Consider the following 15290-nt stretch of genomic DNA (forward strand, 5'->3'; position numbering starts at 1 on the left):
GACTGCCGGTGTCGAGCGTCTCGGACACGGGTCCCCTCCTCAGTGTTGCGAACGGTAGTTGCCGGTGAGCCGGCCCAGCTTCAGCGCCAGGTGCAGGCAGAGCCGTTCGTTGCCGTCCTTCAGATCGGTCTCGGCGAGCTGCTCGACCCGCTGCAGCCGGTAGTAGAGGGTGGTCCGGTGCAACCGGAGTTGCTCGGCGGTGGCGTGCGCGTTGCCGGCCAGGTCCAGGTACGCCTCCAGCGTCTCCAGCAGCACATGGTTGGCGTCGTCGCGGAGCAGGCGTTCCAGCCCCGGATGCACCCCGGCCACGTCGAGATGCTGGTTGTCCAAACGGGACAGCACCCGGTAGATGCCCAGGGTCGCCCAGGAGACCACCCGGCCCAGTGCGGGTAGCTGTACGCCGACCCGCGCCGACTGCGCCGCCTCCTCGTACGAGCCGACGGCGTCGACCAGCCCCGGTCGCGAACCACCGATGCCGATCACCGTACGGGTGACCGAGCCGAGCCCCCGGGTCGCGTGCTGCAACGCCTCGTCCAGATGCCGGGCGACCGCCTCCGGTGCGGGCCGCCCGGCGACCCGGCCACCGCAGAGCAGCAGCACGCCGTGGTCGTGTCGCACCAGGTGCAGCGCCTCGCGGATGCCGAGCCAGCGGCGGGTGGTGACCAACGCCTGTTCCAGGGCGATCCGGGCCACCTCGTCGGGCACCTGACCACGTTGGACGACGAGTTGGGCGACCAACGCGGTGGCGGTGCCGTCGCCGACGATCACGCCTTCCTCGAGCAACGTACGGACCGCGTGCCGGCGCGCCTCCAGGCTCTCCACCAGCAGGGTACGGGCGGCCTCGGTCTCCCGTTGCGAGGCCAGCTCGCCGAGCAGGTTCTCCCGGTAGAGCGCCAGCGACAGGTCGGACATCACGCTGGTGGCGGTCTCGATGTCGGCGTCGGTCATCCCCTCGTCGGCGTCGATGAACCAGACGAACCCGAGCAGCAGATCGTCGTGGCGGATCGGCACGCAGACCCGGGGCAGCAGATCGAGGTCGGCGCAGGCCGGGGTGCGTACCGGCTCCCGGGCCTTCATGATGCCGACGTTGCGGAACCAGGCGATCACCTCCGGGGTGGTCTGCCGCCGCAGGATCGAGGCACGTCGTACGTCGTCCAGCACACCGGTGTGCTCGCTGTACACCACCACCCGCTGACGCCGGTCCTCGATCAGCGCCGGCCGGCCGACGCGGGCGGCGACGGCATCGACGATGCGTTGCAGCTCAGCCTGCATGTCATCCCCTGGTCGTCCGTGAATGCCACAGAAGGCAGGTGCTCCGGGAATCCGACCGGAGCCGTTGGACCGCCAGGCCCTACCTTCGCGTTGATATTGGTCCGAGCGCAAGGGCTCGTTACCAACTCCAGACCGAAGCCGTGCCCACCTACCGGCAGAAGTCGGGGCGAACCACCGACAGAAGTGACTGCCGGGCGGGGCGCTGTTCCGGCAACTGTCCGAAGACTCGCCGTAACCGCCGTACCTACGGTTGCCCGAAGAACGGGGGAGGAGGCGACATGCCGGACAGGTACGACGTGGTGGTGATCGGAGCCGGAATCATCGGCGCCGCCTGCGCATACGCCTGTGCCCGCCGGGGGCTGTCGGTGGCCGTACTCGAACGCGGTGGACTGCTCGGTGGCGCCACCGGCTCGGGTGAGGGCAACCTGCTGGTCTCGGACAAATCGCCCGGCCCCGAACTGGACCTGGCGTTGCGCAGCCTCCGACTCTGGCAACAACTCGGTGCCGAACTCCCCGACCGGTACGGCGATTTCGAACTGGAACCGAAGGGCGGGCTGATGGTGGCCCGCACCGGCAGCGGTCTCGCCGCGCTGCACGAGTTCGCGGCTGGACAGGGCGCCGCCGGTGTCACCGTCGAACCGCTCGACCCGGCCGGGTTGCGCGATGTCGAACCAGAGCTCACCGACGGGCTCGCCGGCGGCGTGTACTACCCGCAGGACATGCAGCTCATGCCGGCACGGGCGGCCGTCGTCCTGCTCGCCGCGGCCCGGGGCGCGGGAGCGAGCGTACGGCTGCGTACCGAGGTCACCTCGGTCCGACGGGACGCCGCCGGGCGGGTCACCGGTGTCGGTACGGCGAACGGGGTGATCGGCGCCGGACATGTGGTGAACGCGGCCGGTGCCTGGGCCGGCGACGTCGCCGGGTTGGCCGAAGTCGCCGTGCCGGTCACCCCCAGACGCGGCTTTGTCCTGGTCACCGAACCGGTCCCGCCGCTGGTACGGCACAAGGTCTACGTCGCCGACTATCTCGAGAACGTGGCCAGCGGTGATGCCGACCTCCAGTCCTCCGCCGTGGTGGAGGGGACACCGAGCGGCACCATCCTGATCGGCGCCACCCGTGAACTCGTCGGCTTCGACCCCACCCCCAATCCCGAGGCGGTACGGCGACTGGCGTACGGCGCGATCTCGCTCTTCCCGGCGCTCGCCGGGATCCGGGCGATGCGGTTCTACCACGGCTTCCGGCCGTTCTCGCCGGACCACCTGCCGGTGATCGGCGCGGACCCCCGGGCACCCGGCCTGGTCCACGCGCACGGGCACGAGGGCGCCGGGATCGGGCTGGCCCCGATCACCGGTGAGCTGGTCGCCCAGCTTGTCCTCGGCGAGCATCCGGAGCTGGACCTGCGCCCGTTCAGTCCGGTCCGGTTCATGACCGACGAGGAGGAACACGTCGATGCAGCCGCTTGACCAGTCGCCGCGACGCAGCGGTTTCCAGGTCACCGTGGACGGTGCCCGGGTCGCCGCCCGACCCGGGCAGACCATCGCGGCGGTGCTGCTCGCCGCCGGTCAGCGAGCCGTCCGGCGGACCCGGTTCGAGGGACGCCCGCGGGGCGTCTTCTGCGGGATCGGCATGTGTTTCGACTGCCTCGTGGTCTGCAACGGTGAGTCGGGCGTGCGGTCCTGCCTGCGGCCGGTCGCTCCGGGCGACGTCATCGAAACCGGCGCCGACCGCCCGGCGGCGGAGGCCGACCATGCCTGACCACCCGACCGTCGTCGTGGTCGGTGCCGGACCGGCCGGGCTCGCCGCCGCGCTCGCCGCCGCCGACCACGGTGCCGAGGTGACCGTGGTCGACCTGGGCGCTCTCCCCGGCGGGCAGTACCTGCGCCAGCCGGCGGTCGCCGGGCTGCCGCCCGCGCGGCACGGCGCCGCCGCCGTTCGACTACTGCACCGCACCCGTGACCATCCCCGGATCGTCTTCCTCCTCGGCCATCAGGTCTGGCAGGTCACGGCCGAACCGGGCAGCGGCCCCGGGCGCCCCGTCCTGACGCTGCGACTGGAGGGCCCGGCCGGACCGGTGACGCTGCGTCCCGCCGCGCTGGTGCTGGCGCCCGGCGGCCACGACCGGGTGGTCCCCTTCCCCGGCTGGGACCTGCCCGGCGTGGTCACCGCGGGTGCCGCCCAGGCCCTCGCCAAAGGGCAGGGGGTGCTGGTCGGGCGTCGGGTCCTGGTCGCCGGGACCGGCCCGTTCCTGCTCACCGTCGCCGACGGGCTCGCCGCCGCCGGTGCCGAGGTGGCCGGGGTGGTGGAGGCGTCCCGGCTGCACCGCTGGGCAGGGCAGCTCGGCGCGATCGCCAGCGCACCCGGCAAGCTCGGCGAAGCGTTTCGCTACCTGGGCAACCTGCGCCGCCGCCGGATCCCGATCTGGTCCGGCGAGGCGGTCACCCAGGTCGAGCCGGACGGCGACGGGCTCCGCGCGACGCTGCGCCGGGTGGACGCCGGGTGGCGGCCCGGACCGGTGACCCGGACCGTGACGGTGGACGCGCTCTGCGTCGGCCACGGCTTCACCCCCTCGGTGGAGTTGGCCGTGGCGGTCGGCTGTGCCGTACGGACCGATCCGGCCGACGGCAGCCTCGTGGTCGACGTCGACGAATCCCAGGCGAGCACCGTGCCCGGGGTCTTCGTGGCCGGCGAGGCGACCGGGGTGGGTGGCGCCGACCTCGCCCGCCACGAGGGGACCCTGGCCGGACTCGCCGCGCTGCACCGGACCGGCCGCCTCGACACCGCCGCGTTCCACCGTGCCGCGGTCGGACTGCGCCGCCGGATCGCCAGCCAGCGCCGGTTCGCCACCGCGATGCACCGGGTCTACCCGGTGCCGGACGGCTGGACCCACTGGCTGCGGCCGGAGACGGTGCTCTGCCGGTGCGAGGAGGTGACGGTCGGGCGGACCCGGTCCGACATCGTCGCGTACGGAATCGACGACCTGCGCGCCCTGAAGCTGGTCACCCGGATCGGCATGGGCCGCTGCCAGGGCCGGATGTGTGGGCGGGCCGCGGCCTGCCTGCTGGGGCAGGTGAGTGGGCGGGCGCAACCGCTGGCCACCTTCGCCAACCGCCAACTAGTCATGCCGGTGCCACTACGCACCGTCGCCGAGGAAGGAACACCCCAGTGACAGCTCTCAAACCGTGGCAGGGCGTCGTGGTCGCCATCCCCACGCCGTTCCGCGAGGACCTCTCCATCGACTTCGACCGGCTGCAGGAACACGTGCGCTGGCTCGCCGACGAGGGCTGCCATGGTGTCACACCGTGCGGTTCGCTGGGGGAGTACCAGAACCTCAGCGACGACGAACGCGCCGACGTGGTGCGGGCGACCGTCGAAGCGGCCCCGGCCGGGTTCGCCGTGGTCCCGGGGGTCGGCGGGTACGGCAGCCGCCAGTCCCGCCGCTGGGCCGAGCACGCCGCGCGGGTCGGCGCGCAGGCCGTACTGGCGTTGCCGCCGAACACGTACGCGGCCCGGGACAGCGAGGTGGTCGCGCACTTCCGTGAGGTCGCCTCGGCGGGACTGCCGGTGGTCGCGTACAACAACCCGTTCGACACCAAGGTCGACCTGACTCCCGAGCTGCTCGCCACCATCGCCGAGACCGACGGAGTGGTGGCGGTCAAGGAGTTCAGCGGCGACGTACGGCGGCTGCACCGGATCCTCGACCTCAGCCCCCACCTCGACGTGCTGGCCGGCGCCGACGACGTCCTGCTGGAACTGGTGGTCTGCGGCGCGAAGGGGTGGATCGCCGGCTTCCCGAACGCCCTGCCGAGGCTCTCCGTCCAGCTCTACGAACTCGCCCGGGCGCAGGACCTCGCCGCCGCGCTGCCGCTCTACGCCGCGCTGCACCCGATCTTCGGCTGGGACAGTCGGCCGGTCTTCGTACAGGCGATCAAGCTCGGGATGGAACTCGCCGGCCGGTACGGCGGCCCGTGCCGCCCGCCGCGCGGCCCGCTCGCCCCGGAGACCGAGGCCCAGGTACGCAAGGACATGGCCCGTGCGCTCGCCGCGGTCGTTGTCGCCGGGGGCCCGGATGCGTAGCCGGATGGTGTTGCACGCGGTCGACTCGCACACCGAGGGAATGCCGACCCGGGTCATCACCGGTGGCGTCGGGGTGCTGCCCGGGGAGACCATGTTCGAGCGCAAGCGCCTCTTCGAGCAGGACCGGGACGGGCTGCGCCGGTTGCTGATGTTCGAGCCGCGCGGTCACTCGGCGATGTCGGGCGCGATCCTGCAACCGCCGACCCGACCGGACGCCGACTTCGGGGTGCTGTTCATCGAGGTCTCCGGCCTGCTGCCGATGTGCGGGCACGGCACCATCGGGGTGGCCACGGTGCTCGTCGAGACCGGCATGGTGCCGGTGGTGGAGCCGGTGACCACCGTACGGCTGGACACGCCGGCCGGGCTGGTCACCGTCGACGTGGCGGTCAGCGACGGCCGCGCCACCGGGGTCACCATCCGGAACGTGCCGTCCTTCCTGCTCGCCGCCGACCAGGAGGTCCAGGTCGGCGACGGGATCGGTACGGTCCGCTACGACATGGCCTTCGGCGGAAACTTCTACGCCATCGTGCAGGCCGAGTCGCTCGGCCTGCCGGTGGAACCGGCGACGGTGCCGGAGCTGATCCGCCGGGGCTTGAAGATCATGGCGGCGATCGAGGAGCAGGCGCCGCCGGTGCACCCCACCAACCCGGGCATCGACGACTGTCGGCACGCCCAGATCGTCCAGCCCGGCCGCGACGGCGCGGACGCGCGCAACGCCGTGGTGATCCACCCCGGGTGGGTGGACCGTTCGCCGTGCGGCACCGGTACGTCGGCCCGGATGGCCCAGCTGCACGCCCGTGGCCTGCTCGCCCTCGATTCCGACTTCGTCAACGAGTCCCCGGTCGGCACCCGGTTCACCGGTCGCCTGATCGGTACGACCACCGTCGGCGACCTGCCCGCCGTCCTCCCCACGGTGACCGGCCGCGCCTGGATCACCGGCACTGCCCAGTACCTGCTCGACCCCGACGACCCCTTCCCCGAAGGCTTCCTGCTGTGAGGTAAGGAAGGGCCCCCTGTTATCGCTTTCCGTTGTACAAGGGGCCCTTCCTAACCTTCCGGACCGTCCAGTGATCAGTCAGGTGTCGGAAGCCGTCGGTTGACCTGCCGACATCTGCACGGTGACCGGCAAGTAGCGAGGCTTCTACATTCGTTGCGCGGCGCGGACCCTTCGGGGGCGCCCGGCCACCTCGGCGCCTCCCGCGTCGAATCCCCGCGACGAAGGGCCACTAGATGCACCTTCAGTTCAAGAAAAGAACGGCACGGCGCTCCATAATGGTCGCCGCGGTCGCGTCCGCGCTGGTCGTCTCCGTGGCGACCGGCCCGGCGTCAGCCGCCCCCGCGAACCCCCAGGGTGGAAACGGTCCGTTCCAGGTGCTGGACCCGCAGCACTGGCAGAACCCGGACACGATGACCTGGGACGACTACAAGGCCGTCCCGAACAAGAACTGGGCCGACCCGAACGTGCGCGGCTCGGAACGGAACTTCAAGATCGCGCTGGTCACGCTCGACTACGTCGACCAGCCGTTCGTGGTAACCCAGCGGGCCCGTTCGACGGTCTTCGGCAACCCGCAGGCGTCCGCGCAGAACATCCCGCGCGACCAGGTCCCGCAGTTCTACCAGGACTTCCTGAACAAGCCGAACGACCTGAACAAGGGCCACACCCTGCACGAGTACTGGATGCAGGACTCGAACGGCCGGTACGGCGTGGACCTGTCCGGCTTCGGCCCGTACCAGATGCCGGCGAAGTCGTACCAGTACGGCATCACCAACGACATGAACCCGGGCATGTGTCCCGGTGGCGAGACCTGCAACCGGAACATCCGTACCGACGGGTTGGGCGCCTGGCGCGCGGCCGTCGGTGACGAGGTCGCGGACTCCTTCGAACTGGTCTTCATCCTCGGCGCCGGTCAGGACGAGTCGTCGACCTGGCAGGAGTTCGGCCAGATGATGTTCCAGACCAAGGAGGACGTGCCGGACGCGTGGGGCCCGCCGGACCCGGCGATGCCGAACTACGCGCGCACCCGGTACGTCGAGTGGACCTCCTGGAAGTCGGCGGCGACGATCTGGCCGAACGCCGGTGGCGGCTCCTCCACCCAGGCGGAGAGCTCCGGCATGGGCGTGTACGCGCACGAGCTGACGCACCTGCTCAGCATCGGTGACAACTACAACAACCCGTACGGCACTCCGCTGCGCCGGGCGTACACCGGTATCTGGAGCATGATGTCGCGCGGGTCGTTCAACGGCCCCGGTGGTCCGCACACCCGTTGGCAGATCCCGCCGGTGAACGGTGGCTCGATGGGCTCGCTGCACACGGTGCGGGACAAGCTGAAGATCGGTCTGCTCGGTGAGGAGCACGCGCTGCGGCTCTCCCGTGAGGCGCTCTCCTCCTCGGGCCTGGTGGTCGCCGAGATCAAGGCGCGTGCCGTCGACGCCGGCCCGAAGGGTCTGACCGGTGTCAACATCGCGCTGAACAAGGATCTCGCGCCGGCCTGCAACACCAGCACCGACCCGCTCTGCGACGGTGGCAGCTTCAACAACTACACCGTCGAGGTCGTGGACCGGATGGGTGCGGACTCGTTCACCCCGGACAGCGGCGTGCTGATCAGCAAGACCAAGAACGCGGACAGCGCGCCGTTCCAGTGGGTCGTCGATGCCAACCCGCAGGACATCGACATGATCGACTTCTACCAGCCGAACGGCACCCCGCAGAAGATCACCATGGGTGACTACCGGCAGCTCTCGGACGCGCTGTTCCACGCCGGCACCAACTCCGGCAGCGAGTACGAGTACGTCGACGAGGCCAACCGGCTGCGTTTCTTCGTGCTCGACATCAAGCGGAACGCGGACGGCATCCTGTCGTACACGGTCGCGATCCAGTCGCTGGACGGGACCGGCGGGCCCAGCGCCCGCGGTGTCGCGCTCGGCAAGGGCGAGGTGACCGGCGCCGGTGCGCCGACCAAGAAGGGCGTCACCTGCTCGTTCGACCTGAGCAACACCGGCACCTACTCCGCCGGCGGCCAGCAGCACCCGGAGGACGTGAGCGCGTACCTCAAGTCCGATGTCTACCGGCTCTCCACCGAGGTCGCCGGTAAGGGCTGGCGGTCCGACCTGCCGAACGCACTCGCCACCGCGCAGTTCGGCAAGTCCACCACGGTCAAGGTCTCGGTCGCCGCCACCAGCGACGCCGCCGCGACCGGGTTCGTCAAGCTGACCGCCACGTCGGTGAGTGACCCGAGCAAGACCGTCACCAAGCAGTGCCGGGTCGAGAAGTCCTGACCGATCGTCGAGACTGATCACCGGAACTGATCACCGGACAGGCCGTCGGGTCGGGGTTCGCCGATCCCGACCCGACGACCTGTCCGGCCCGGTCGTCACCGACCGGGCACCACCGCCGGCCTCCGGGCGACGGCGAAGACATGGACCACGAGGAGTTGACGATGCGGAGACCGACCAACGGGTACGCCCGCCGGGCGGTCCTGGCACCGCTGCTCGGCGCCCTGCTCGCCGGTGTCGGCCTGACCGGGTGCGCGGACGAGCCCGAGGCGACGTCGGCGATGACGGTCCGGGTGCTGGTACGCGACATCAACATCCGGGAAGAGGGCGTCGACTGCGCCGGCACCGGTCCGTACCTGTTCATCCACAACCGGGCCGCGTACCGGATCCTCGACGGCGACGGCAAGACGCTGACCGACGGCAAACTGCCTCCCGGCACCTCCGTGCGTACCTTCCAGGAGGATCTCGAAGTGGCGCGTATCCCCACCTACTGCGAGTTCGCCATCCCGGTCTCGGTGCCCGCACGGGACCGTTACCGACTGGTGGTCGACGACCGCGCCCCGATCGACCTCACCGCCAACAACGACGAGGGTCCGGCGCTGGTCGCCGTGGTGCCGTCGTGAGGCGCCCCGGTCCCGCCCACGCGTCTCGGCTCGCGGCGGTGCTGGTCACGGTGGCGGTCGCGCTCGGCGCCTGCTCCGCGGGCGCGCCCGAGTCCGCCGAGAAGCCCCCCGCCCCGGTCTCGGCCGGTGGCGCCGACACCCTGCCCGGTCCGGTGCCGAGTGCGCTGCCGCTGCGGCCCGCCCCGACGGACTCACCCGGCGCGCCCGCCTTCACCGGCACCCTGACCGACGGCACCCCGCTCACCGCCGCCAACCTCTGGGCCGACCGCCCGGTGGTGCTGCTCTTCCTCAGCTCCTGGTGCACCATCTGCGCCGATCGACAGGACGCGCTCAGTGATCTCGCCCGTAGCTACCGGGACCGGGTGGTCTTCGTCGGCGTGGCGAGCGAGGACGAACCCGCCGACCTGGACGCGTACCTGCGGGACCACCGGGTCGAGTTCCCGGTGGTCTTCGACCGCGACCAGACGATCTGGCAGTCGTACGCGGTCCGGGAACCACCCGCTGTCGCCATCGTGGCGAAGGGCGGTGCCCTGCTCCGTGGCTGGCCGGGTGGGATCGACGCGGCGGCGCTCGACGCCCGCCTCCGCGAACTGGTGATCGCCGGCTGACCCCGCCGGTAAGGGTGTCCCCGTCGGCCCCGACGCGCCGGCCGACGGGAGCGTTGTCGCGGGTGCGGACGCGTCAGCCGACGGGACCGTTGTCGTAGGGGAGAGGATCGCGGTGGAGTTGACTGGTTGTGACCAGGGCATGGACCCGCAGACCGGGGAGCCGGTCGGGGCGGCGGTGGCGCACACGACGGCCGAGCGGGTACACCGGATCGGGTGGGCTGCGGCCGAGGCGGCCGGCCGGCTCGCGGCCCTGCCCCTGACCGAGCGGGCCGGACTGCTGCGCGCCGTCGGTGCCGCGTTGGAGGAGGCCCGCGACGAACTGGTGGCGCTCGCCGACCGGGAGACCGGCCTCGGCCCGGTGCGGCTCGGCGGTGAACTGACCCGGACCCGGGTCCAGTTGGAGTTCTTCGCCGACGCGGTCGAGGAGGGCGGGCTGCTGGAGGCGGTGGTCGACCCGGCCGACCCGGCGGCGCTGCCGGCACCTCGACCGGACCTGCGGCGGATGCTGGTGCCGCTCGGACCGGTGGCGGTCTTCGCCGCCAGCAACTTCCCGTTCGCGTTCTCCGTCGCCGGGGGCGACACCGCGAGCGCGCTCGCCGCCGGCTGCCCGGTCGTGGTCAAGGCCCACCCGGGGCACCCGGGGCTCTCCGCACGGACGGCCGAGATCGTGGGCGCGGCGCTGGCCGGTGCCGGTGCCCCGGACGGGTCGTTCGCGGTGCTGTACGGCACGGAAGCGGGCCGGGCACTGGTCACCCACCCGGCGATCAAGGCGGTCGGCTTCACCGGGTCGGAGGCCGGCGGCAAAGCTCTGCTCGACCTCGCGAACACCCGACCCGACCCGATCCCGTTCTACGGCGAACTCGGCTCGCTGAACCCGACCGTGGTGACCCCGGCCGCGATCGCCGCCCGTGGGGCCGAGATCGCCGCCGGCTTCGTCGCCTCCTTCACCCTGGGAGCCGGCCAGTTCTGCACCAAACCCGGGCTGCTCTTCCTGCCGGTGGGGCACGACCTGACCCCGGCGCTGGTCGACGCGGTCCGGGCCGTGCCGGTCGGACCGCTGCTCAACGCCCGGATCCGGGACGGCTACACGGAGATCTCCGCCGCCCTGGCCGGGGTGGCCGGCGTACGGAACCTCACGCCCGTGGAGCAGCCGGAGCGGGAGCGGGCCGGGTACCGCGTGCCGGCGCGGCTGTTCGCGGTCTCCGTACCCGATCTGCTGGCCCGGCCCGGGGAGTTGCTGGCGGAATGCTTCGGCCCGGCGGCGCTGGTGGTGGAGTACGCCGACGCGGCGGAGCTGGTCGCGGCCCTGTCGATCCTGCCCGGCACGTTGACCGCGAGCGTGCACGCCGACGTCCCCACCGACGAGGCGTTCGCCGCCCAGTTGATCGAACTCTGCGTGGCGCGGGCCGGACGGGTGATCTGGAACGGCTGGCCGACCGGGGTGGCCGTCACCTGGGCCATGCAGCACGGCGGCCCGTGGCCGGCGACGACCGGCTCGCTGCACACCTCGGTCGGGCAGACCGCCGCCCGGCGGTTCCTCCGGCCGGTCGCCTACCAGGGTGTTCCGCAGGAGCTCCTGCCACCGGCGCTGCGCGACGGCAACCCGCTCGGCATCGTCCGCCGCCTCGACGGCGTACTCGGCGTCGACGGCCTGATGTACGTCGACGGGCCGGTAACGGGGTGACCCGGTAGGACACCCCTGACTAGGGTGGGTCCGACGGGCCGGGCGTGACGACGGCGACGGGGCCGGGCGTGACGACGGTGACGGATGGCCGGGACGACGGGCCGGCCGGACGGGGGAGGACCGATGACGGACGACAACGGACTGGTCGAGGTGACCTCACACGACGAGCTGCGCGAGCTGCTCGGCGAGCCGCTGCGACGGGTGGCGGAGAAGGCCCGCCGGTCCCTGCACGACTACGACCGGCAGTGGCTCGCCGCGTCGCCGTTCTGCCTGATGGCGACGGCCGGTGCGGACGGCAGTTGCGATGTCTCGCCCAAGGGCGACCCGGCCGGCTTCACCCTGGTCCTGGACGACCGGACGATCGTGATCCCGGACCGGCCGGGCAACCGGCGCGCCGACGGTTTCCACAACATGCTCGACAACCCGCACGTCGGTCTGGTCTACCTGATTCCCGGTCGGGGCGACACGTTGCGGATCAACGGCCGGGCCCGGCTGGTCCGTGACGCCCCGTTCTTCCCCCGGCTCGCGGTCAAGGGACGGGTGCCGACCCTGGCCCTGTTGGTGGAGATCGACGAGGTCTTCTACCACTGCTCGAAGGCGTTCCTCCGGTCCGACCTGTGGCAGCCGGAGAAGTGGCAGCCGGAGGCGGTGCCGTCCCGGGCCCGGATCGCCAAGGCGGTCGAACAGCCCGACGAAGCGATCGAGGAGTTGGAACGCTACTACGGCCCGACGTACGCCGACCGGCTCTACGGCTGATCGGCGGTCGCGCCGCCCGCCCGCGCGTCACGGCAGCGGTCGTAGGGTCACCGAGGGTTGGTAGATCCGGTACTCGCCGAACTCGATCGTGCGGGCGGTGACGCCCCGGTCCCGCAGCAGGTTCCGGAAGGCCAGGTTGGCCGGTTCGTGCAGGGTGAAGACAAACGCGGGCCGGTCGGCGGTGTTCACCTGGCGGGGATAGGCGGGGTAGCGGTCCTGGCCGGGGCGGAGGCTGTCGCCGAGTACGGCACAGAGCACCCGTTCCCGGCTGTTGAAGATCAGCCGGTTGCAGGTCCAGTAGTCGGCGTAGACGTGTCGGATCCCCGCCCGGCGCAGCACGGTGGCGAGTTGCTGGGACTGCCGCTCCTCGGCCCGGATGGTCGGTACCTCGGTGATCAGGTCGACCGTGGTGTAGACCATCGTCCCCAGCAGAGTCGCCACCACCCCACCCGCCACCACCCCACCGGCCCGCGCCACCACCCCCCTGCGGTTAGGAAGGGCCCCTTGTACAACAGAATCCGATAACAAGGGGCCCTTCCTTACCCGGCGGGCGGCTAGCCAGAGGGGCCAGAGGACGGCGGGCAGGGAGAGCTGGAGGATCGACAGGTAGCGGGCGCTGGCCAGGGGCGCGCTGGCGGCGAGTGAACTGCGGGCGTACCCGGCCAGGGTCAGCGCGGCGCCGACGAGCAGGGCGAGCTGGGCCACGTACCGCATCCGGCGGGCGATCGGCGACGAGTCGGCGGCGTGCCGGCCGGGCCCGGCGTCGGTCGGAGCTGGCCCGGGGCGGGTGGGGGAGGGGCGGCGCAGGCCCGCCACCGCCAGCGCCGCCGCGATCAGCAGGAGTACGGGGTAGAGCGCGCCCCAGGCCATCTGCCAGCCGGTGCAGTACGTCGACAGGCAGATTCCGGTGGCGAGCGGGATGCCGACCAGCACACTGCCGTGCAGTTGGTCGACGGCCGAGGTCTGCCCGCCCTCGCCCGCACTGACCTGGGACAGTACGGAGAGTGAGTCCTGCCCCGGTGGCGCGGTCAGGTTGTCCACGATCAGCGGCAGTACGCCGAGGACGAAGCCACCGATCAGCAGCAGCCCCGCCCAACCGAACAGCTCCCGGGCGCAACCGACCAGCAGCACGATCGCGGCCACCGCCAGGTACGGCAGGATCAGCCAGTCGTCCCAGACACAGAGCCCGGTGAGGAGACCGAACGCCCCGAAGCAGAGCCAGCGGCGGCGGCTGATCCGGTGCTCGCCGAGGGCGAGCGCGATGAGTAGCAACAGGGCGACCGCGGGTTTGACCTCGGGGCGTCCGCCGACCGCGGTCATCTGGTCCCGTACGACCCGTTCCGAGCCGAGCGCGAGGAACCCGACGACCAGGGTGGCGAGCCACGGGGAGTAGAGCCGGCGGGTGAGCCGGTACATCAGGTAGACGAAGGCCGCGTAGAGCAGGAGCAGGGGGAGCCGGAGCAGTACCCAGTTCGGCTCGAAGGCGGCGAAGAGTGGTGCGGCGAGGTACGACTCCACGACGCCCATGTAGTGCTGGCCGTAGAGGAAGATCGGCCATCGCCGGCCGGTGGCGATATGTGCCGCCGCGAGCCCGAAGGTCGCCTCGTCACTGTTGGAGCCGGGGACGGTGAGCAGGAGCAGGACCAGTCGGTAACCGATCCCGACGAGTCCGAGCACGAGCGCCACCAGGCCCGGTGGATCGAGCCGTCGGCGCCGCCTACCGGTCTGTTCCGCTGCCAATGACACGACCAACGCCCCCGTCGTCGTCCCGCAGGCAGTGTCGCACGACTAAACAGGCGAAAGTGGTTCATCTTGGCAAAGAGGGCACTCGACGAAGATTTTTGATCATCAGGAGCCGGCACTCCCGTGGCCGCCGGGGGCGGTCTGTGGCAGGGTGTCAGGCGTGTCGCTCGTACCCGCCCGAACGTCGGCAGTAGCCCGCCGCCCGCACCGTGCGGCCCGGGTCGAGGACGCCGTTCACGAGCTCCTCGCACGCCGACTCCGGCAGCGGGGTTGGCCGCCCACCATCGTCGCGTACGCCGGCTACGGTGGTCCAGGTTGGGTCCGGGTGATGGGACGAATGCTGCTCACCCGGGTCGATCCGCGTGAGCCCCGGCGGGCGGAGAAGGTACGCGGCTGGCGCAGCTTCGTCACCCTGCCGGTGAAGGACGCCCCGGTGCTGATCGAAGCGGGCGGCGGCCGGCACGAGGCGCGTACCGACCGGAGCGGATTCATCGACGCCGTCATCGAGGCTGACCTGCCCCCGGGCTGGGGCACGGCCAGGATGACCAGCCCCGGCGCGGAACCGGTCGAGGCGCCGGTGCGCGTGGTCGACCCGGAGGCCCGGTTCGGCATCCTCTCCGACATCGACGACACGGTCATGGTCACCGCCCTGCCCCGGCCCATGCTCGCCGCCTGGAACACCTTCGTCCTCGACGAGCACGCCCGGATGGCCGTGCCCGGCATGGCGGTGCTCTACGAGCGGCTGGTCACCGCCCACCCCGGCGCTCCGGTCTTCTACCTCTCCACCGGCGCCTGGAACGTGGCCCCGACCCTGACCCGGTTTCTCTCCCGGCACCTCTACCCGGCCGGCCCGCTGTTGCTCACCCAGTGGGGGCCGACCGTCGACCGTTGGTTCCGCAGCGGTCGGGAGCACAAGCGGGCCACGCTCGCCCAGTTGGCCCGCGAGTTCCCGAAGGTCCGCTGGCTGCTGGTCGGTGACGACGGCCAGCACGACCAGGAGATCTACGCCGAGTTCGCCGCCGCCCACCCGGAGAACGTCGCCGCGGTGGCGATCCGCCGGCTCTCGCCGACCCAGTCGGTGCTCGCCGGTGGTCTGCCCGGACACCACAACGGCGACCCGCGCGCCTCCGGCCTGGCGGGTCAGCCCTGGCTCTACGCACCGGACGGCGCCGGCCTCTGGCGCCTGCTGCGCGACACCGAACTGACCGAGGGCGCGGCGGGCCCGCCGTGACGGGGGCGGACGGGGCGAACCGTCCG

At 71.7% G+C, this 15290-nt stretch carries 13 protein-coding genes; 11 read left to right on the forward strand and 2 right to left on the reverse strand.

Annotated elements, in window-relative coordinates:
• Positions 1 to 39: 39 nt before the first annotated feature.
• Positions 40 to 1272: a PucR family transcriptional regulator gene (locus tag BDK92_RS28010; RefSeq protein WP_121159382.1), complete on the reverse strand. Its 1233-nt coding sequence runs from the start codon at positions 1270 to 1272 to the stop codon at positions 40 to 42.
• A 278-nt stretch (positions 1273 to 1550) separates the two neighbouring features.
• On the opposite strand from BDK92_RS28010, the gene BDK92_RS28015 reads away from it, so the two are divergent.
• From BDK92_RS28015 to BDK92_RS28060, 10 genes are all read left to right on the forward strand, one after another.
• Positions 1551 to 2735 (forward strand): NAD(P)/FAD-dependent oxidoreductase, encoded by a 1185-nt coding sequence (locus tag BDK92_RS28015; protein WP_121159383.1) that lies wholly within the window; start codon positions 1551 to 1553, stop codon positions 2733 to 2735.
• Complete coding sequence (locus tag BDK92_RS28020) at positions 2722 to 3027, forward strand: (2Fe-2S)-binding protein (RefSeq protein WP_121159384.1); 306 nt, start codon at positions 2722 to 2724, stop codon at positions 3025 to 3027. Before BDK92_RS28015 ends, BDK92_RS28020 begins: the two co-directional genes overlap by 14 nt.
• Positions 3020 to 4438 carry an FAD/NAD(P)-dependent oxidoreductase gene (locus BDK92_RS28025; RefSeq protein ID WP_121159385.1) on the forward strand — a complete coding sequence of 473 codons (1419 nt, stop codon included), beginning with the start codon at positions 3020 to 3022 and terminating at the stop codon, positions 4436 to 4438. Before BDK92_RS28020 ends, BDK92_RS28025 begins: the two co-directional genes overlap by 8 nt.
• A complete protein-coding gene (locus BDK92_RS28030; protein WP_121159386.1) occupies positions 4435 to 5346 on the forward strand; it encodes a dihydrodipicolinate synthase family protein in 912 nt (303 codons plus the stop codon). The genes BDK92_RS28025 and BDK92_RS28030 overlap by 4 nt, the downstream gene beginning before the upstream one ends.
• Positions 5339 to 6343: a proline racemase family protein gene (locus tag BDK92_RS28035; RefSeq protein ID WP_121159387.1), complete on the forward strand. Its 1005-nt coding sequence runs from the start codon at positions 5339 to 5341 to the stop codon at positions 6341 to 6343. The genes BDK92_RS28030 and BDK92_RS28035 overlap by 8 nt, the downstream gene beginning before the upstream one ends.
• A 233-nt stretch (positions 6344 to 6576) precedes the next feature.
• Positions 6577 to 8622 (forward strand): M6 family metalloprotease domain-containing protein, encoded by a 2046-nt coding sequence (locus tag BDK92_RS28040; protein ID WP_121159388.1) that lies wholly within the window; start codon positions 6577 to 6579, stop codon positions 8620 to 8622.
• Positions 8623 to 8783: 161 nt separating this feature from the next.
• Entirely contained in the window at positions 8784 to 9242 is a 459-nt protein-coding gene (locus BDK92_RS28045; protein ID WP_147457136.1) for a hypothetical protein, read from the forward strand.
• Positions 9239 to 9850: a TlpA family protein disulfide reductase gene (locus BDK92_RS28050; protein WP_147457137.1), complete on the forward strand. Its 612-nt coding sequence runs from the start codon at positions 9239 to 9241 to the stop codon at positions 9848 to 9850. The genes BDK92_RS28045 and BDK92_RS28050 overlap by 4 nt, the downstream gene beginning before the upstream one ends.
• 112 nt (positions 9851 to 9962) lie before the next feature.
• On the forward strand, positions 9963 to 11534 hold the full coding sequence (locus tag BDK92_RS28055) for an aldehyde dehydrogenase (NADP(+)) (RefSeq protein WP_246017285.1): 1572 nt from the start codon (positions 9963 to 9965) through the stop codon (positions 11532 to 11534).
• Between the two features lie 123 nt (positions 11535 to 11657).
• Positions 11658 to 12290 (forward strand): pyridoxamine 5'-phosphate oxidase family protein, encoded by a 633-nt coding sequence (locus tag BDK92_RS28060; protein WP_121159392.1) that lies wholly within the window; start codon positions 11658 to 11660, stop codon positions 12288 to 12290.
• 27 nt (positions 12291 to 12317) lie between these two features.
• Here the strand turns inward: BDK92_RS28060 and BDK92_RS28065 are convergent, their stop codons facing one another.
• A complete protein-coding gene (locus BDK92_RS28065) occupies positions 12318 to 14042 on the reverse strand; it encodes a hypothetical protein (RefSeq protein ID WP_121159393.1) in 1725 nt (574 codons plus the stop codon).
• 151 nt (positions 14043 to 14193) lie between these two features.
• Between BDK92_RS28065 and BDK92_RS28070 the strand changes: the two genes are divergently transcribed.
• Positions 14194 to 15264, forward strand: coding sequence for an App1 family protein phosphatidate phosphatase (locus tag BDK92_RS28070; RefSeq protein ID WP_211349389.1), 1071 nt, complete (start codon positions 14194 to 14196; stop codon positions 15262 to 15264).
• The last annotated feature ends 26 nt before the right edge of the window (positions 15265 to 15290 follow it).

It is taken from the genome of Micromonospora pisi, from assembly GCF_003633685.1.
GTDB classification, from domain to species: Bacteria; Actinomycetota; Actinomycetes; order Mycobacteriales; family Micromonosporaceae; genus Micromonospora_G; species Micromonospora_G pisi.

Coding starts and splice junctions, on each gene's coding strand:
- BDK92_RS28010 (WP_121159382.1), bottom strand. CDS start 1,272: ATGCAGGCTGAGCTGCAACGCATCGTCGATGCCGTCGCCGCCCGCGTC.
- BDK92_RS28015 (WP_121159383.1), top strand. CDS start 1,551: ATGCCGGACAGGTACGACGTGGTGGTGATCGGAGCCGGAATCATCGGC.
- BDK92_RS28020 (WP_121159384.1), top strand. CDS start 2,722: ATGCAGCCGCTTGACCAGTCGCCGCGACGCAGCGGTTTCCAGGTCACC.
- BDK92_RS28025 (WP_121159385.1), top strand. CDS start 3,020: ATGCCTGACCACCCGACCGTCGTCGTGGTCGGTGCCGGACCGGCCGGG.
- BDK92_RS28035 (WP_121159387.1), top strand. CDS start 5,339: ATGCGTAGCCGGATGGTGTTGCACGCGGTCGACTCGCACACCGAGGGA.
- BDK92_RS28040 (WP_121159388.1), top strand. CDS start 6,577: ATGCACCTTCAGTTCAAGAAAAGAACGGCACGGCGCTCCATAATGGTC.
- BDK92_RS28045 (WP_147457136.1), top strand. CDS start 8,784: ATGCGGAGACCGACCAACGGGTACGCCCGCCGGGCGGTCCTGGCACCG.
- BDK92_RS28060 (WP_121159392.1), top strand. CDS start 11,658: ATGACGGACGACAACGGACTGGTCGAGGTGACCTCACACGACGAGCTG.